Annotated in this window: 14 protein-coding genes; 6 read left to right on the forward strand and 8 right to left on the reverse strand. The window is 71.4% G+C overall.

Features of this window, described 5'->3' with window-relative positions:
- Window positions 1-106 precede the first annotated feature (106 nt).
- Window positions 107-1,111, forward strand: coding sequence for a LuxR family transcriptional regulator (locus ACIQWA_RS27815; RefSeq protein WP_402487179.1), 1,005 nt, complete (start codon window positions 107-109; stop codon window positions 1,109-1,111).
- Between the two features lie 92 nt (window positions 1,112-1,203).
- Here ACIQWA_RS27815 and ACIQWA_RS27820 read toward each other — a convergent pair whose 3' ends face one another.
- Window positions 1,204-2,022 carry an ABC transporter permease gene (locus tag ACIQWA_RS27820; RefSeq protein WP_402487181.1) on the reverse strand — a complete coding sequence of 273 codons (819 nt, stop codon included), beginning with the start codon at window positions 2,020-2,022 and terminating at the stop codon, window positions 1,204-1,206.
- On the reverse strand, window positions 2,019-3,161 hold the full coding sequence (locus ACIQWA_RS27825) for an ATP-binding cassette domain-containing protein (RefSeq protein ID WP_402487391.1): 1,143 nt from the start codon (window positions 3,159-3,161) through the stop codon (window positions 2,019-2,021). The genes ACIQWA_RS27820 and ACIQWA_RS27825 overlap by 4 nt, the downstream gene beginning before the upstream one ends.
- Window positions 3,162-3,623: 462 nt before the next feature.
- On the opposite strand from ACIQWA_RS27825, the gene ACIQWA_RS27830 reads away from it, so the two are divergent.
- Window positions 3,624-5,855, forward strand: a complete 2,232-nt coding sequence (locus ACIQWA_RS27830) for an MMPL family transporter (protein WP_402487182.1) — start codon at window positions 3,624-3,626, stop codon at window positions 5,853-5,855.
- Between the two features lie 106 nt (window positions 5,856-5,961).
- A complete protein-coding gene (gene sbnB, locus ACIQWA_RS27835) occupies window positions 5,962-6,969 on the forward strand; it encodes a 2,3-diaminopropionate biosynthesis protein SbnB (protein ID WP_360242470.1) in 1,008 nt (335 codons plus the stop codon).
- A gap of 151 nt (window positions 6,970-7,120) precedes the next feature.
- Here sbnB and metG read toward each other — a convergent pair whose 3' ends face one another.
- From metG to ACIQWA_RS27860, 5 genes are all read right to left on the reverse strand, one after another.
- Window positions 7,121-8,842, reverse strand: coding sequence for a methionine--tRNA ligase (metG, locus tag ACIQWA_RS27840; RefSeq protein WP_402487184.1), 1,722 nt, complete (start codon window positions 8,840-8,842; stop codon window positions 7,121-7,123).
- Window positions 8,843-8,975: 133 nt separating this feature from the next.
- The gene (locus tag ACIQWA_RS27845) at window positions 8,976-9,176 is read right to left on the reverse strand and encodes a DUF397 domain-containing protein (RefSeq protein ID WP_402487186.1); all 201 of its coding nucleotides are present in this window, start codon (window positions 9,174-9,176) and stop codon (window positions 8,976-8,978) included.
- A complete protein-coding gene (locus ACIQWA_RS27850) occupies window positions 9,173-10,021 on the reverse strand; it encodes a helix-turn-helix domain-containing protein (RefSeq protein WP_402487188.1) in 849 nt (282 codons plus the stop codon). Before ACIQWA_RS27850 ends, ACIQWA_RS27845 begins: the two co-directional genes overlap by 4 nt.
- A gap of 534 nt (window positions 10,022-10,555) precedes the next feature.
- Window positions 10,556-11,158 carry a GNAT family N-acetyltransferase gene (locus ACIQWA_RS27855; RefSeq protein WP_402487190.1) on the reverse strand — a complete coding sequence of 201 codons (603 nt, stop codon included), beginning with the start codon at window positions 11,156-11,158 and terminating at the stop codon, window positions 10,556-10,558.
- 128 nt (window positions 11,159-11,286) lie between these two features.
- On the reverse strand, window positions 11,287-12,570 hold the full coding sequence (locus ACIQWA_RS27860; RefSeq protein WP_360242456.1) for an adenylosuccinate synthase: 1,284 nt from the start codon (window positions 12,568-12,570) through the stop codon (window positions 11,287-11,289).
- A 126-nt stretch (window positions 12,571-12,696) separates the two neighbouring features.
- Between ACIQWA_RS27860 and ACIQWA_RS27865 the strand changes: the two genes are divergently transcribed.
- The 3 genes from ACIQWA_RS27865 to purM all read left to right on the forward strand — a co-directional run bounded on the left by ACIQWA_RS27865 (window position 12,697) and on the right by purM (window position 16,527).
- Entirely contained in the window at window positions 12,697-13,536 is an 840-nt protein-coding gene (locus ACIQWA_RS27865; RefSeq protein WP_402487193.1) for a diacylglycerol kinase, read from the forward strand.
- Between the two features lie 240 nt (window positions 13,537-13,776).
- Complete coding sequence (purF, locus tag ACIQWA_RS27870) at window positions 13,777-15,360, forward strand: amidophosphoribosyltransferase (RefSeq protein ID WP_402487195.1); 1,584 nt, start codon at window positions 13,777-13,779, stop codon at window positions 15,358-15,360.
- Window positions 15,361-15,438: 78 nt separating this feature from the next.
- Window positions 15,439-16,527: a phosphoribosylformylglycinamidine cyclo-ligase gene (gene purM / locus ACIQWA_RS27875; RefSeq protein ID WP_360242447.1), complete on the forward strand. Its 1,089-nt coding sequence runs from the start codon at window positions 15,439-15,441 to the stop codon at window positions 16,525-16,527.
- A gap of 398 nt (window positions 16,528-16,925) precedes the next feature.
- On the opposite strand, the gene ACIQWA_RS27880 is transcribed toward purM, so the two are convergent.
- Entirely contained in the window at window positions 16,926-17,183 is a 258-nt protein-coding gene (locus ACIQWA_RS27880) for a DUF3073 domain-containing protein (protein WP_049654080.1), read from the reverse strand.
- Window positions 17,184-17,369: the final 186 nt, after the last annotated feature.

Below are 17,369 nucleotides of genomic sequence, written 5' to 3' on the forward strand. Positions count from 1 at the left end.
CCAAACAGCGGTGGTTGTGGGCCGGGTGTCGTAACATGCCCCCGAGATCCGGCAATGACGTGGCGTCATCAGGTTCGCAACATCGGGGGGGCAGGCGGTGCTGTCAGTGTTAGGACTGGATCCCGACGCCGAGGCCGTGTACCGGACGGTGCTGGCCAGGCCTGAACTCGGCATCGCCGGAGTGGCGCAGGAGCTCCAGTGGCCCGAACAGCGCGTCCGGGAGGCCCTGGACGGACTGGCCCGGCTCACCCTGATCAGGCACTCCGAGCTGCAGCCCGGGCACCTCCTGCTGGTGAACCCCGAGGTCAGCCTCGCCATGCTGATCGGCCGCCAGGAGGTCGAACTCGCCGAGCGGCAGCGCCAGATAGCGCACAGCAGGCTGGAAGCGGCCAAGCTGGTCGCCCAGTACGCCGAGAGCCGCAAGGGCGAACGGGGCCTGGGCGTCGAACAGTTGGAGGGCGTCGACCAGATCCGGCTCCGACTGGAGGAGCTGTCGCACTCGTGCGTCAGCGAGATCATGGGATTCGCGACCGGCGGCGGACAGTCGCCGGCCGCCCGAAGAGCCGGACAGGTCGCCGACCAGGAGGTCTTCGACCGGGGCGTGCAGATGCGCAGCATCTACCTGGAGAGCGCCGCCAACGACGGCGGCACCATCGCCCACCTGGAGTGGCTCACCGAGCGGGGCGCCCGGGTGCGGATAGCCCCGTCGCTCCCGATGCGCCTGGTGATCTTCGATCGCAAGGTCGCGGTCGTCCCCACCGATCCGGACGACACCAGCGTGGGGGCCCTGGTGCTGTCCGGTCCGGGACTGGTCTCCGCGCTCTGCGCGCTGTTCGAGTACGTCTGGGAGAACGCCGCCCCGTACGGGAAGGCCCCGGCCAAGGGGGCCGAGGGCCTCAACCCGCAGGCGATGGCGGTGCTCAGCCTGCTCGCCCAGGGCCACACCGACGAGGTGGTGGCCCGCAAGCTCGGGGTCTCGGTGCGCACCTCGCGCCGGATCACCGCGGAACTGATGGCCTGGCTCGGCGGGCGGAGCCGCTTCCAGGCCGGGGTGATCGCCGGTGAGCGCGGCCTGCTCCAGGGCGGCGCGCCGCCGCGCGAGGGCGACTGAGAGCAGCCCGCCGGCGGCGCGCGGACGCGGCCGACCGGACCGGACGGGACGACGACTGCCGTCCCGTCCGTCCCGGCCGGCCGGGTGGTGCGTCAACGCGTCACCGCGGTGCGGTAGACCCGCAGGTTGACCGGGACCAGCACCGCGAGCAGGGCCGCCACCACGATCACCGCGAGCAGCACCGGGTGCCGGTCCGGCAGGCTGGTGCCGACCACCGTCGGGGCGTTGCCCCACAGCTCGCGGCAGGCCGAGGCCACCAGGCTGACCGGGTTCCACTCGGCCACCGCGCGCAGCCAGGCGGGCAGCCCGGACAGCGGCATGAACGAGTTGGACAGGAACGACAGCACGACCAGGAACAGCGCCGAGATGCCGTTGATCGCCTCGGCGTTGCGCATCAGCATGCCGACCAGCGCGCCCAGCCAGAGCATCGCGTAGGCGAAGGCCAGCACCAGGACGAAGCCCAGCGCGGCCGAGCCGAAATCCGTGTGGATCCGCCAGCCGACGCCCAGGCCGGCCAGGGAGACCGCGAAGGTGGCGGCCGCGGCGGTCAGCAGGTCGGCCGCGGTGTGGCTGACCAGTACGGCGGAGCGGCCCATCGGCAGCGAGCGGAAGCGGTCGATCAGCCCGGTGCGCAGGTCGGTGGCCACGCCCAGCGCGGCCACGCCGACGCAGGTCAGGCCGACCTGGGCGAACACCCCGGCCATCACGTAGTCGTGGTACTCGCCGGAGCCGGTCACGGTCACCACGCTGGCGAACAGGTAGCCGAGCACGACCACCATGGTCACCGGGGTCAGGGTGATCGCGATGATCTTCTCCGGGGTGCGCCGCAGGTGCCGCAGGTGGCGGCCGATCAGCGCGGCGGTGTCTCCGAGGGCCGTGCCGAGGCCGGCCGAGGCGCCGATGTCGCTCACTGCTCGTCTCCCGTCCGTCCGGTGGCGGCCGCCACCGGTTCCCGTTCGCCCTGCCCGCCCTGCTTACCCTGCTTGCCCGCTTCGCCCTGCCCGGGCCGCTCGTCCTGCCCGGCCCGCGGCTCCGGTGCGTCCGATGCGCCCGGTGTGCCCGGTGTGCCCGGTGCGAGCGCCGGAGCGCCCGCCTCGGGGGCCCGGCCGACCTGGGTGCCGCGCCCGGTCAGGTGGAAGAACACGTCGTCCAGCGAGGGACGGCGCAGCGCGAAGTCCGTCACCGGCACCCGGGCCGTCTCCAGGGCGACCGCGGCGGCGGCGATGGTGCCGATGCCGTCGGCCAGTTGGACGGTGATCCGGCGCCCGGTGCGGTCCACCTCGGGCTGGGCGGCGGCCACCGGGGCGAGCACGGCCAGCGCCTGGGCGACGGCCGCGTCGGTGCCGACGCCCACCTCCAGCCACTCCTCGCCGACCTTGCGCTTGAGCTCGTCCGGGGTGCCCTCGGCGATCACCGTGCCGGTGTCGATGACCAGGATCCGGTCGGCCAGGAAGTCGGCCTCCTCCAGGTACTGGGTGGTGAGCAGTACGGTCACCCCCTGGGCGACCTGCTCGCGGACCATCTCCCAGAGCACCAGCCGGCTGGCCGGGTCCAGCCCGGTGGTTGGCTCGTCCAGGAACAGCACCTCGGGCCGGCCGATCAGCGCGGCGGCCAGGTCCAGCCGGCGGCGCATGCCGCCGGAGTAGGTCTGGGCCGGCTTCTCGGCGGCGTCCTCCAGCTCGAACCGGGCGAGCAGCTCGGCCGCCCGGTCCCGGGCACCCTTGCGCCCCAGGTGCAGGAGCCGGCCCAGGAGTTCGAGGTTCTCGCGACCGGTGAGCAGCCCGTCGACGGCGGCGTACTGACCGGCCAGGCCGATCCGCCGGCGCACCTGGCGCTGCTGGCGCACGACGTCGAAGCCGGCCACCTCGGCCCGCCCCTGGTCCGGTTCCAGCAGGGTCGCCAGCAGTCGGACGGTGGTGGTCTTGCCGGCGCCGTTGGGGCCCAGCAGGCCGAGCACGGTGCCGGCCGCGACCTCGAGGTCCACGCCCCTGAGTGCGTGGTGCTCGCCGTATCTCTTGCCGAGTCCGGTCGCCCTGATTGCGGTGTCCATCATTCATTCCCCCTTCCACGGAGGTCTGTGGATCGTTCGGAAAGCAGACGCCGGAGCACATTCCGGCGCGGAATCGTGAAATTCAGTGGAATCGTTCGGAGCCGGCCCTCGGGCCCGGTCGGGTGCTCGCGCACTCGACGACCGGTCGGTCGCACGGGGCGGCCGGCCGACTTTCCCGAATCATCGGCCCGGCGTCACTCGAATGTGGTCCGCTCGAATGGTTGTCCCTCAACGGGGACCGACCGTAGCACCGGGGAAACGGGGCCGGTAAGGGGCTCCGGCCCGGCTCCGCTGGCAGCAGCTTGCCACCGCAGGATGCTGCAACTCCCAGGGGCTCCAAAGCCGTTCGCGAGGGCCTACGGTCATGGGTATTCCCCCGGTCACCCTCAAGCCGGTGAGGACACATCCAACCCGTCTGTCGCCACCGCGGCTTGATCATTGCCGCCGATCGCAGGAGAGGTAATGGCACGTCAGAGCAATTTCGCGGCCCGGCTGGGCGAGTGGAGTGCCCAGCACCGCAAGACCGCCGTCTTCGGCTGGATCATCCTGGTCATCCTGGTCACCGTGCTCGGAGGCATGGTCGGCCAGAAGAGCCTGACCCAGGCCGACTACGGGACCGGAGAGTCCGGCAGGGCCGCCCAGGTCCTCAAGGACGCCGGGATCAACGACCCGGTCAACGAGCTGATCCTGGTCCACAGCGACGCACTGACCGCGGACTCCGCGGAGTTCCGCGGCGCCGTCCAGGCCGCCGCCGACGCGGTCAACAAGACCGGTCTCGCGGAGAACCTGCGGGACCCGTACACCACCCAGGCCTTCTCGGCCGACAAGCACTCGGCGCTGATCATGTTCGCCGTCACCGGCGACCCGGACACCGCGGCCGACCGGATCGACCCGGTGATCACCGCCGTCCAGGACACCGCCAAGGCCCACCCCCAGGTGACCCTCGGCGAGTTCGGCGGCGCGACCGCCCTCAAGGGCATCAACGACAGCCTCGGCGACGACTTCACCCGCGCCGAACTGACCGCCCTGCCGGTCGCGTTGGGCATCCTGCTGGTGGTCTTCGGCGCCTTCGTGGCGGCCGTGCTGCCGGTCGCCCTGGCGGTCACCGCCTGCATCGGCGCGCTCGGGCTGCTCGCGCTGAGCAGCCAGGCGGTGCCGGTGGACGGCATGACCAACTCGGTGATGTTCCTGATGGGCCTCGCCGTCGGCGTCGACTACTGCCTGTTCTACCTGCGCCGCGAGCGCGAGGAGCGGGCGGCCGGCCGGGACAAGGCGACCGCGCTGCGGATCGCGGCCCACACCTCGGGCCACTCGGTGATGGTCTCCGGCCTCACCGTGATGATCGCGATGGCCGGCATGTTCCTCTCCGGGCTGACCGTCTTCGAGGGCTTCGCGATGGCCACCATCGAGGTCGTCGCGGTCGCGGTGGTCGGTTCGATGACCGTGCTGCCGGCCCTGATGTCGATGCTCGGCGACAAGGTCGCGTCGGGCCGGATCCCGTGGATCAGCAAGCGCCGGCAGGCCGCCGCGGCGAGCCCGAAGCCCGCCAACGCGCTGCTGCGCGGCGTGCTGGCCCGCCCGGGGATCTTCGCGCTGCTGTCCGCCGCCGTGCTGCTGGTGCTGGCCCTGCCGGCGCTCGGCATGAAGACCGAGAAGCTCGGCATGGACAAGCTGCTGCCCTCGGACAACCCACTGGTCTCGGTCTCGCAGCGGATCGACCGCGAGTTCCCCGGGTCGCCCTCGCCCGCCACCGTGGTGGTCAAGGCCGACAACATCGACTCGCCGCAGGTCGCCAAGAGCATCGAGGACTTCAAGCAGGCCGCCCTGGCCTCCGGGAAGACCGGCAACCAGATCGACGTGCGGTACTGGAAGGACAAGAACATCGCCCAGATCAGCGTTCCGCTGGCGGGCAGCGGCACCGACGCCACCTCCAAGGCGGCCCTGTCGGCGCTGCGCGGGCAGATCGTCCCGCAGACCCTGAAGACCGTTCCGGGCACCACCGCGCTGGTCGCCGGTGACCTCGCCTTCTCGGTCGACTACAACGACCAGCTGGACCGCAGCATCGTCCCGGTGTTCGCCTTCGTCATGGGCGTCACCTTCCTGCTGATGCTGTTCTCCTTCCGCTCGCTGACCATCTCGATCACCTCGATCCTGCTCAACCTGCTCTCGGTGGCGGCCGCCTACGGCGTGATGACCGCGGTGTTCCAGCACGGCTGGGGCGCCTCGCTGGTGGGCACCAAGGCGCCGGGGGCGATCGAGTCCTGGATGCCGCTGTTCGTCTTCGTGGTGCTCTTCGGCCTCTCGATGGACTACCACGTGTTCGTGGTCTCCCGGATCCGCGAGGCGTACCTCTCGGGCAAGTCCAGCCGGGAGGCGGTCGGCCTCGGCATCCGCAACACCGCCGGGGTGGTCACCAGCGCCGGTCTGATCATGGTCGCGGTGTTCGCGGTCTTCGGCACCCTGGGCATGCAGGACTTCAAGCAGCTCGGCATCGGCCTGGCGGTCGCGGTCCTGCTGGACGCCACCCTGGTCCGCGCGGTGCTGCTGCCGGCGGTGATGGCCCTGCTCGGCGACGGCAACTGGTACCTGCCGCGCTGGCTGGGCGGCGGCCGCACCACCCGCGCCGCGCACGCCGCCGGGGCGAACCCCGCCGCCGGCCGGCCCGAGCCGGCCGACAGCGCCTACGTCGGCTGACCAGGCCGCGCCCGCCCCGCCCCTCCGCCCCGCCCGCCCCTCCGCCCGACCCTCCGTCCCGCCCGATCCCCGCCCGCACCGGGCGGACCCGACTGGAGCCACCACCGTGTTCGAGTTCAGAGTCATCGACGGCACCACCGCCCGCGAGCTCATCGCGGGAGCCCGCCCGCGGATCGTCCAGGAGGTCCGGGAGACCTACCTGACCCACGGCGCCGGCGAGTCCGTGAACCCCGACAGCTACTTCCTGCGGTTCCCGGCCAAGCCGGACGCCCGGATCATCGCCCTGCCGGCCTACCTCGGCGGCGGCGTCGGAGTGGCCGGGATCAAGTGGATCAGCAGCTTCCCGGCCAACATCGAGCGGGGCTTCCCGCGCGCCTCGGCCGCCCTGCTGCTGAACGACTACGAGACCGGCTACCCGTTCGCCGTCCTGGAGGCCTCGCAGATCAGCGCGGCCCGTACCGCGGCCTCCGCCGTGCTCGCCGCCGAGGTGCTCAGCGGCGGCCGTACGGCGGGCCGGCTGGCGGTGGTGGGCGCCGGCATCATCGCCCGCAACATCCTGGAGTTCTTCGGCGCCCAGCAGTGGGAGATCGACGAGCTGGTGGTGCACGACCGCAAGGCCGAGTACGCCCGGGCGCTGGTCGACCACGCCGACGCCGAACTCGGCTACCCGGCCAGGGTGGTGGAGAGCCTGGACGAGGCGCTCAAGGGCGCCGACGTGGTGGTGCTGGCCACCACCGCGGGCGAGCCGTACATCCTCGACCCGGAGACCTTCGCCCCCGGGCAGCTGGTGCTCAACATCTCGCTGCGCGACCTCGCGCCGGAGATCATCGGCGGCGCGTACAACGTGCTCGACGACGTGGAGCACTGCATGAAGGCGAACACCTCTCCGCACCTGGCCGAACAGCTCTACGGCAACCGGGAGTTCGTCACCGGCACGCTGGCCCAGGTGATCGAGGGCGAGGTCGCCGTCGGCACCGACCGCCCGGTGGTCTTCTCGCCCTTCGGCCTCGGCGTGCTCGACCTGGCGGTCGGCGCGCTGGTGCACGACGAGGCGGTGGCCGCGGGCCGGGCGACCGAGATCCCCGGCTTCTTCGCGGAGACCACCCGCTGGTAACCCCCGCCCCGGGCCCGCCCCACCGGGCCCGCCGACCCCGGACCCGCAGACCCCGGGCCCGCCCCCCACGAAGGGCCCGGCACCACCGACGAGGGCCCCGACCGCCGCAACGGCGGTCGGGGCCCTCGCGGTGTTCCGTCCGCGCCGGGCCTCAGCCCTCGGAGCCGCCGAAGCGCGCCGTCCAGGCCGCCAGGTCCTCCTCGGTGATCTTCGCGAACAGCACCGGCGGCACGGTGAACGGCGTCCCGGCCGGGACGAGGTCCAGCGCCCGGGCCTCGTCCCCGTCGATCCAGGTCCGGGTGTCCCCGTCCAGCGCGAAGGCACCGCGCATCGCGGCCGCCGCGGTCGGGATGAACGGCTCGGACACCACCGCGTACAGGTGGATCAGGTTCATCGCCGTCCGCAGGGTCAGCGCCGCCGCCTCCGGGTCGGTCTTCACCTGGAGCCAGGGCGCCTTCTCGTCCAGGTAGGCGTTCCCAGCGCTCCACAGTGCGCGCAGCGCCTGCGCCGCCTTGCGGAAGTTGAGCGCCTCCAGCTGGGCCTCGTACTCGGCCAGCAGGCCGGCGGTCTGCTCGCCGAGCCGCTCCTCGGCCCCGCCCGGCGCGGCCCCGGCCGGGACTTCGTCGCCGAAGCGCTTGCGGCTGAACGAGAGCACCCGGTTCACGAAGTTGCCGAGGGTGTCGGCGAGGTCCTTGTTGACCACCGAGGCGAAGAGGTCCCAGGTGAAGCTGGAGTCGTCCGACTCGGGGGCGTGCGCCATCAGGAAGTAGCGCCAGTAGTCGGCGGGCAGCAGCTCCAGCGCGACGTCGGTGAAGATGCCGCGCCTCTGGCTGGTGGAGAACTTCCCGCCGTAGTACGTCAGCCAGTTGAAGGCCTTGACGTAGTCGACCTTCTTCCACGGGCGGCGCGAGCCGAGGATCGTCGCCGGGAACATCACGGTGTGGAACGGGACGTTGTCCTTGGCCATGAACTCGGTGTAGCGGACGGTGTCGTCGGCCTCGTACCACCAGGACTTCCAGTCCCGTGGCTGCCCGGCCGGGGCGGCGTCCGCCCACTCCTTGGTGGCGCCGATGTACTCGATCGGGGCGTCGAACCAGACGTAGAACACCTTGCCCTCGGCGGCCAGTTCGGGCCACACGTCGGCCGGCACCGGGACGCCCCACTCCAGGTCGCGGGTGATCGAACGGTCCTGGAGGCCCTCGGTCAGCCACTTGCGGGCGATCGAGGAGGCCAGCACCGGCCAGTCGTCGCCGTGCGCGGCGATCCAGGCCTCGACCTCCTCGGTCAGCTTGGACTGGAGTAGGAACAGGTGCCTGGTCTCCCGGACCTCGAGGTCGGCGCTGCCGCTGATCGCCGAGCGCGGCTCCAGCAGGTCGGTCGGGTCCAGCACCCGGGTGCAGTTCTCGCACTGGTCGCCGCGCGCCTTGTCGTAGCCGCAGTGCGGGCAGGTGCCGACGATGTAGCGGTCCGGCAGGAAGCGGCCGTCGGCGTTGGAGTACACCTGGCGGATCGAGCGCTCCTCGATGAAGCCGTTGCGGTGCAGCTCGCGGGCGATCTCCTGGGTGATCTCCCGGTTCTGCGGCGAGGAGCTGCGGCCGAAGTGGTCGAAGGACAGTCCGAAGCCGTCGTACACCGCCCTCTGGGCGTCGTGCGCCCGGGCGCAGAACTCGGCGACCGGCAACCCGGCCTCCTGGGCGGCCAGTTCGGCGGGCGTGCCGTGCTCGTCGGTGGCGCAGATGTACAGCACCTCGTGGCCGCGTTGGCGCAGGTAGCGGGCGTGGACGTCCGCCGGGAGCATCGACCCGACCATGTTGCCCAGGTGCTTGATCCCGTTGATGTACGGAAGGGCGCTGGTGATCAGGTGCCGAGCCATCCTCGGATGCTCCGAATTCTCCGGCACGCGCACCCCACCCGGAGTGCGGTGCCAGGCGCAGGGGTCCATTGTGGGCTGCCAAGCCTACCGCCGCCCGTCCTGCCGCCGGGCCCGCGACGGGGGCAGCGCGGCCTCACGGACGGGTGAAGTCGGCGAACCGGTCGAACTCCCCGGCCTTGACCCCGCGGACGAAGGCCGCCCACTTGCGCGGCGTCGTCCGCACGACCACCTCGGGAAGGTCCGACTCGCGGATCTCCACCATGCCGCCCGACGCCCTGACCTCCACGCAGTCGGTGCTCTCGCCGCTGGCCGACGCCTTGCGCCACACGTTCATGCGAAATCTTTCAGTATGACCCGGATGAAGTCCCGGGAGTCGGCCACCCCGAGCGCGATCGCCGCGGTCTTCTCCTTGATCTGTCGGTAGGAGGCCAATTCCACTTCGGAGTGCACGAACTTCGGCCCGTGCGTCAGGTCGATCTGGACGGTGTCGAGCGCCGGGACGGGCCCGCGGGCGAGATACAGGCTCTCCCCGGAGCCGGTGTAGGTGGGCACGCTGAACGGGATCACCCTGATCTCCAGCCCCGGGCGCTCGGAATTCACCAGCAGGCTCCGCAGCTGGTCGCGCAGCACGGCCGGGCCGCCGAACTGCATCCGCAGCGCGGACTCGTGCAGGATCGCGCTGTACGGCTTCGGGCGGTCGACGAAGATCTGCTGGCGCCGGATCCGGAATGCCTTCCGGACCTCCGCCTCCTGGCGGTGCTGCGCGGGGAGCCGCTCGAACACCGCGGCCGCGTAGTCCGGGGTCTGCAGCAGTCCGGGGATGAAGGTGCTGTTGAGGATGGAGAGCGACTCGGCGTGGTGCTCCATCTCCGCGATGTCGACGATGCCGCTGGGCATCCGCCCCCGGTAGCCGTCCCACCAGTACTTCCGGCGGTCCTGCGTCATGGCGAGCAGCGCGTCCAGGTACGGGCCGTCGGGGCAGCCGCAGGTGCGCGCCCAGGTCCGGAGCCGGTCGGCGCTGATCCCCGACTTCCCGTTCTCCATCTGGGAGATCTTCGGCAGGTCGGTGCCGAGCGTGGCGGCCAGGCTCTTGGGCGTCACGCCCACGCGTTCGCGCATCTTGCGCAGCTCGATCCCCAGGCGCTGCTGGCGGACGGTCGGCGACAAGCGGGGTGGCATGACTCTCTTCTCCGGATCGCGGCTTCGGTCGATGCTTCCGGTGAAGTGTGACGTGGACACCGGGCCCTAGCCAGCGAATTGGGGGATACCCCACGATGGAGTGAACGTCCAGTCCCTCGGTAGCAACTCTGGCACCCTGACCCTATGGTCATCCGTGTCACTCGCTGACTTGTTGTCGCCTAAACAGTCGCCAAGTCGCCTATCGGCCCTGCCAATCAGCCGTAAATACACCCAGATGCACGGTCAGGGCGTTCGGCATCACCGACCGGAGACAGCCGTGCCCCTTCCTCCCCCTCCCGGCCCCCCGCACCTGCGCCCCCACCGCCCCCACCTTCCCCAGCGCATTTCCGCACCCCGGTGAATGCCCTTCTGGTCGCCGGATTGTCCGCCCTCCTCCTCGCCGTCCTTTTCGTCGGCTGGCTGGTCTGGCTGGTCAACATGCAACCCCGGGAACTCCGCGCGACGAAAAGGGAGTTGATCCCCCGCCATTCCGCTCCCGCCGAGCACGAATAACACCCGGGCCGGGGCCCGCCGTCAGCCGCGGGCGAGGCGGTCGGTCAGGCGGGCCTTGGCGGGGGGCCACTCGTCGGCGAGCATCGAGAAGTAGGCGCTGTCGCGCCAGGTGCCGGTGGGGCGCAGGCGGTGGCGGCGCAGGACGCCCTCGAACTGGGCGCCGAGGCGCAGGATGGCGTTGCGGGAGCGCTCGTTGAGGGCGTCGGTCTTCCAGTAGACGCGGCCGGTGCCGAGGTCCTCGAAGGCGTGGGTGAGCAGCAGCAGCTTGGCCTCGGTGTTGACCGCGGTGCGCCAGACGGAGCGGGCGTACAGGGTGCCGCCGATCTCGACGGACTCGTCCACGGGGTTGATGTCGTGGTAGCCGGTGATGCCGACGGCGGTGCCGGTCGCGAGGTCGACGGCGGCGAACCACACCGAGTCGCCCCGCTCGGCCCCGGCGATGCGGGTGTCGAGGATGCGGCCGAGCTCCTCCTCGGAGGCCGGCGGGAGGTCCATGGTCCAGCGCCAGACCTCGGGGTCGGAGCCGACGGCGGCCCAGAGGTCGGCGAGGTGGTGGCGCCCCAGCGGCTCCAGGCGGATGTGGCGGCCGGTGAGGGTGGTGGCGGTGGGCGGCTTCGCGGTCATGCCCCCGAACGTAGCGTGCCTCTGCACTAGAGGCAATGGTCATATGTACTAGTGCAATGGCTTGAGGGCAAAGGGAAGGGCCCCGCGGGACGGAAACCGTCCCGCGGGGCCCTCCCGGAGCAGCAGGCTCAGATGAACGAGTTGATCTGGATCGTCTCGTCCCGGCCCGGGCCGACGCCGATGGCGGAGATCGGCGCGCCGGACATCTCCTCCAGCGCCTTCACGTAGGCCTGGGCGTTCTTCGGCAGCTCGGCGAAGGTCTTCGCCTTGCTGATGTCCTCGGTCCAGCCCGGCAGCGTCTCGTAGATCGGCTTGGCGTGGTGGAAGTCCGACTGGTTGTAGGGGAGTTCCTCGACCCGACGGCCGTCGATCTCGTACGCGACGCAGACCGGGATCTGCTCCCAGCCGGTCAGCACGTCCAGCTTGGTGAGGAAGAAGTCGGTGAGCCCGTTGACCCGGGTCGCGTAGCGCGCGATGACGGCGTCGAACCAGCCGCAGCGGCGGTCGCGGCCGGTGGTGACACCGCGCTCGCCGCCGATCCGGCGCAGCGCCTCGCCGTCCTCGTCGAGCAGCTCGGTCGGGAACGGGCCGGAGCCGACGCGGGTGGTGTAGGCCTTGAGGATGCCGATGACCCGGTCGATCTTGGTGGGGCCGATGCCGGCGCCGGTGCAGGCGCCGCCCGCGGTCGGGTTCGACGAGGTCACGAAGGGGTACGTGCCGTGGTCGACGTCGAGCAGGGTGCCCTGGCCGCCCTCCAGCAGGACGACCTTGTCGGCCTTGAGGGCCTCGTCCAGCACGAGGGTGGTGTCGGCGAGGAAGGGCCGGATCTTCTCCGCGTAGCCCAGGTACTCCTCGACCACCAGGTCGGCCGGGATGGCGCGGCGGTTGTAGAGCTTGACCAGGATCTGGTTCTTGTCGTGCAGCGCCGCCTCGATCTTCTGGCGCAGGATCGACTCGTCGAACAGGTCCTGGACGCGGATGCCGACGCGGTTGATCTTGTCCGCGTAGGTCGGGCCGATGCCGCGGCCGGTGGTGCCGATCCGGCGCTTGCCGAGGAAGCGCTCGGCGACCTTGTCGATGGTCCGGTGGTACGGGGTGATCAGGTGGGCGTTGCCCGAGATCAGCAGCTTGGAGGTGTCGATGCCGCGCTCGTTCAGGCCGGCCAGCTCGGAGAGCAGCACGCCCGGGTCGATGACGACCCCGTTGCCGATGACCGGGGTCACGTTCGGGCTGAGGATGCCGGAGGGGAGCAGGTGCAGGGCGTACTTCTGGTCGCCGATGACCACCGTGTGACCGGCGTTGTTGCCGCCCTGGTAGCGGACGACGTAGTCGACGGAGCCGCCGAGGAGGTCGGTGGCCTTCCCCTTGCCCTCGTCCCCCCACTGAGCGCCAACGAGCACGAGTGCCGGCACAGGCGTACACCCCTTCCGGTTGGGGCATCCTGCGTAGGCCGCAGTCTGCCCCGAGATAGACGAAGCCCCTGGCGCAATGGCGCAAGGGGCTCTTGCACCGAGAGATTACCTGAGGAAGGACCGGTCGTGTCGTCCCTGTCCACGCCTGGAACCGGCGGTCCCGAGCCCCTTCTGCTGCTGCTCGACCCGGTGGCCCGGCAGACCGACGGGGAGTCGGTGCGGATCGCGAAGGACGTGCTCTGCGGGGGTGCGGACGTCAAGGTGGCCTATCCGGACAACCCGACCGAGCTCGACCGGATGCTTTCGCACCGGGGTCGGCGGCGACCGGTGGTGATCGGTTCCGACCTCGCCCTGCAGCGGGTGCTCCAGGCCCTGCACCGCCAGCGTGAGCTGGGCGCGGATCCGGTGGGCATGGTTCCGGTGGGCCGGACGGAGGAGCTGGCGGCGGCCCGCGCGCTGGGCGTGCCGGAGGAGCCGGTGCGGGCCGCGCGGGCGGTGCTGTCGGGGTCGCCGCGCACCTTCGACCTGCTGGTGGACGACGGCGGCGGGGTGGCGCTCGGCGGGGTGCGGATCACCGGGGTCGGTGCGCGCCGCTCCGGGGGCCGTCCGGGTGGTTGGCGTTCGCTATGGGCGAAACTGGCTGCGGCCGAGCAGGCGAACGCACTCACCTCCGACGCGGTCGACCACAGCCCCCGGGTCCGGGTCGAGGCGGACGGCCGGCTGCTGGCCGACGTGCACCGCCCGGTCCGGCTGGTGGAGCTGACCCTCACCGGCGCGGACGGCGTCGGCGTGCTGGAGGTGGTGGTCCGCGCGCCCGGCGCGCTGGTGCGGGTGCGGGCGGCCAGCGTCTCGGTGGTCGGGCGCGGCTTCGGCTACGAGGCGGACGGCCATCCGGTCGGCCCGGTCCGGGCCCGGACCTGGACGGTGCACCCGGGCGCCTGGGGCCTGTTGCTGCCCGCGGCGTGACCTCCGGGTGAACCCCGGGTGAGCAGGCTCACGTTCGGAGCCGCCCGGCGGCCGACGCTGCGCACACGGAAAGCCCCAACAGGCGCGAACCGCAAGGCCAACCGCCGCTCGCCGGAATTCCCCCACCCGAATTCCCGGCTCCGTAAGGGGTTTTGTCTACGCGCGTTACTCCGCGATCGCCGCCCGGAGCGGACGTCCCGGGTACCGGAAGCCCTGGTCAACTGCCCTAGACTCGAAGGCGTGCCACGTGGTGACGGAAGACTCAACCACGATCTTCTTCCCGGCGAGAAAGGCCCCCAGGACGCTTGTGGCGTCTTCGGTGTCTGGGCTCCCGGCGAGGAGGTCGCCAAGCTCACGTTCTTCGGCCTTTACGCCCTGCAGCACCGCGGTCAGGAATCCGCGGGCATCGCAGTGAGCAACGGCTCCCAGATTCTCGTCTTCAAGGACATGGGACTCGTCTCCCAGGTCTTCGACGAGGCCTCGCTGGGGTCGTTGCACGGGCATATCGCCGTCGGACACGCCCGCTACTCGACCACCGGGTCCTCGGTCTGGGAGAACGCCCAGCCGACCTTCCGCGCGACCGTCCACGGTTCGCTGGCCCTCGGGCACAACGGAAACCTGGTGAACACCGCCGAACTGGCGGCGATGGTCGCCGAACTGCCCGGCGAGGAGCACATCTCGCGCTCCGGCCGGACCGCCGCGACCAACGACACCGACCTGGTGACCGCCCTGCTGGCCGGCCACCCGGACCTCTCCATCGAGGAGACGGCCAAGGTCGTGCTGCCGAAGGTCAAGGGCGCCTTCTCGCTCGTCTTCATGGACGAGCACACCCTCTACGCCGCCCGCGACCCGCAGGGCATCCGCCCGCTGGTGCTCGGCCGGCTGGAGCGCGGCTGGGTGGTCGCCTCCGAGACGGCGGCGCTGGACATCTGCGGCGCCTCCTTCATCCGCGAGGTCGAGCCCGGCGAGCTCATCGCCATCGACGAGAACGGCATGCGCACCTCGCGCTTCGCCGAGGCCAAGCCCAAGGGCTGCGTCTTCGAGTACGTCTACCTGGCCCGCCCCGACACCTCCATCGCCGGCCGCAACGTGCACCTCTCCCGGGTGGAGATGGGCCGTCGGCTGGCCGCGGAGGCCCCGGTCGAGGCCGACCTGGTGATAGCGACGCCCGAGTCCGGCACCCCCGCCGCGATCGGCTACGCCGAGGCCAGCGGCATCCCGTACGGCTCCGGCCTGGTGAAGAACGCCTACGTGGGCCGCACCTTCATCCAGCCCAGCCAGACGATCCGCCAGCTCGGCATCCGGCTCAAGCTGAACCCGCTGCGCGAGGTCATCGCCGGCAAGCGCCTGGTGGTCGTGGACGACTCGATCGTCCGCGGCAACACCCAGCGCGCGCTGGTGAAGATGCTGCGCGAGGCGGGCGCCGCCGAGGTGCACATCCGGATCTCCTCGCCGCCGGTGAAGTGGCCCTGCTTCTTCGGCATCGACTTCGCCACCCGCGCGGAGCTGATCGCCAACGGCATGACCATCGAGGAGATCGGCCGCACGCTCGGCGCCGACTCGCTCGCGTACATCTCGATCGACGGCATGATCGAGGCCACCAAGCAGCCCAAGGACAAGCTCTGCCGGGCCTGCTTCGACGGCGAGTACCCGATGGAGCTGCCCGACCCGGCGCTGCTCGGCAAGCTCCTGCTGGAGGCCGAGATCAAGGGCGGCCAGCAGCAGCCGGCCGTCCGCGGCAAGCCGACCAGCGGCAGCGACCTGGACGGCGTCCAGTCGCTGCTCGGCGGGGCGGGCGCGGCCGACGCGCTGCGCCGCCCGTAACGACCCACGGTGGGGTCCCGCGAACCGGGGCCCCACCGCTGTTTCCGAACCACCCCCACCTGACCCGAGAGGGCCGCAGTGACCAGCTCCAACCAGAACGGCGCCACCTACGCCGCCGCCGGTGTCGACATCGAGGCGGGCGACCGCGCCGTCGAGCTCATGAAGCAGTGGGTGAAGAAGGCCAACCGCCCCGAGGTGGTCGGCGGTCTCGGCGGCTTCGCCGGGCTCTTCGACGTGTCCGCCTTCAAGGACTACGAGCGGCCGCTGCTGGCCTCGGCCACCGACGGCGTGGGGACCAAGGTGGCCATCGCGGCCGCCATGGACAAGCACGACACCATCGGCCACGACCTGGTCGGCATGGTGGTGGACGACATCGTGGTGTGCGGCGCCGAGCCGCTGTTCATGACCGACTACATCTGCGTCGGCAAGGTCGTCCCGGAGCGGGTCGCCTCGATCGTCAAGGGCATCGCCGAGGGCTGCGCGCTGGCCGGCTGCGCCCTGGTGGGCGGCGAGACCGCCGAGCACCCGGGCCTGCTCGGCCCGGACGAGTACGACGTCGCGGGCGCCGGCACCGGCGTGGTCGAGGCCGACGCGCTGCTGGGCCCGGAGCGGGTCCGGGCCGGCGACGTGGTGATCGCGATGGCCGCCTCCGGCCTGCACTCCAACGGCTACTCGCTGGTCCGCCACGTGCTGCTGAACGAGGCCGGCTGGAAGCTGGACCGCAAGGTCGAGGAGTTCGGCCGCACCCTCGGCGAGGAGCTGCTGGAGCCGACCCGGATCTACTCGCTGGACTGCCTGGCGCTCACCCGCGCCACCGAGGTGCACGCCTTCTCGCACGTCACCGGCGGCGGCCTGGCGGCCAACCTGGCCCGGGTGATCCCGGACGGCCTGCACGCCCGCCTGGACCGCGGCACCTGGACCCCGCTGCCGGTCTTCCGGACCGTCGCCGAGGTCGGCAAGGTGGCCACCCTGGAGATCGAGAAGACGCTCAACATGGGCGTCGGCATGGTCGCCGTCGTCCCGCCGCACTCGGTGGACGTGGTGCTGTCCATCCTGGAGGACCGCGGCGTCGAGGCCTGGCTGCTCGGTGACGTGGTCGAGCGCACCGACGAGCACGGGGCCGGCGCGGCCCTGTACAACGCCTACGAGGGCTTCACGACGGGCTGACCCCGTCGGACGCGAAGAGGGCCCCTCCGGTGCACCGGAGGGGCCCTCTCCACGTCCCGGCGGCCCCCCTGCCCGCCCCGAGCCGATCCGCGCTGAGCCAAACCCGCCCCGACCCGATCCGCGCTGAGCCAAACCCGCCCCGACCCGATCCGCGCTGAGCCAGACCCGCCCCGACCCGATCCGCGCTGAGCCAGACCCGCCCCGCTGAGCCAAACCCGCCCCGAGCCGAAGGGGCGCGCCGGTGCCGAAAGGGAGAAGCGACAAGCGAGGCACGAGCGCCGGAGCGCCGACCGTCGGCACCGGGTCAGAGCGCCCCGGAGGCGAGCGGGCGAATACACAGAACGCCGAAGACCGGTCCGGCGCCCAGGGGCGTCAGGACCGGTCAGGCGAAGCTGCGGTTACGAGCGGCGGGAGGCCTGCGACGGCCCGGTGCCCGGCTCGGTGTCGCCGTCGTCGTCGAGGTCGGCGTAGCGGGCGGCGTACTCCGCGTACGGGTCGTCGTCCTCCTCCTCCTCGATCGGCTCCGGCTCGATCGAAGCGGTGGACGGCGATACGCCCAGCTCGTTGGACAGACGATTAGCGTCGAACCCGCCGCTGTTGTACTTCAGCTCGCGGGCGACCTTCGTCTGCTTGGCCTTGGCCCGGCCGCGCCCCATGGGTCGACCCCCTCAACGATGGGGCTCACGGCCCCGAGTCTGACACGTGTTCATGATCAGGACCGGCCTGCCCGAATGGGAGGACCGTCCCTTGGAGCATTAACGGTACCTGTTTCCGCCGCTGGACGGTACGTCGTGGTTGTGACGTGGCGCGTACCGGCTGCACCCGCGACCGGGTCTTCCCAG

This window comes from Kitasatospora sp. NPDC098652, from assembly GCF_044760155.1.
In the GTDB taxonomy this organism is placed as follows: domain Bacteria; phylum Actinomycetota; class Actinomycetes; order Streptomycetales; family Streptomycetaceae; genus Kitasatospora.

Coding starts and splice junctions, on each gene's coding strand:
- ACIQWA_RS27825 (WP_402487391.1), bottom strand. CDS start 3,161: ATGGACACCGCAATCAGGGCGACCGGACTCGGCAAGAGATACGGCGAG.
- ACIQWA_RS27830 (WP_402487182.1), top strand. CDS start 3,624: ATGGCACGTCAGAGCAATTTCGCGGCCCGGCTGGGCGAGTGGAGTGCC.
- metG (WP_402487184.1), bottom strand. CDS start 8,842: ATGGCTCGGCACCTGATCACCAGCGCCCTTCCGTACATCAACGGGATC.
- ACIQWA_RS27845 (WP_402487186.1), bottom strand. CDS start 9,176: ATGAACGTGTGGCGCAAGGCGTCGGCCAGCGGCGAGAGCACCGACTGC.
- ACIQWA_RS27850 (WP_402487188.1), bottom strand. CDS start 10,021: ATGCCACCCCGCTTGTCGCCGACCGTCCGCCAGCAGCGCCTGGGGATC.
- ACIQWA_RS27855 (WP_402487190.1), bottom strand. CDS start 11,158: ATGACCGCGAAGCCGCCCACCGCCACCACCCTCACCGGCCGCCACATC.
- ACIQWA_RS27880 (WP_049654080.1), bottom strand. CDS start 17,183: ATGGGGCGCGGCCGGGCCAAGGCCAAGCAGACGAAGGTCGCCCGCGAG.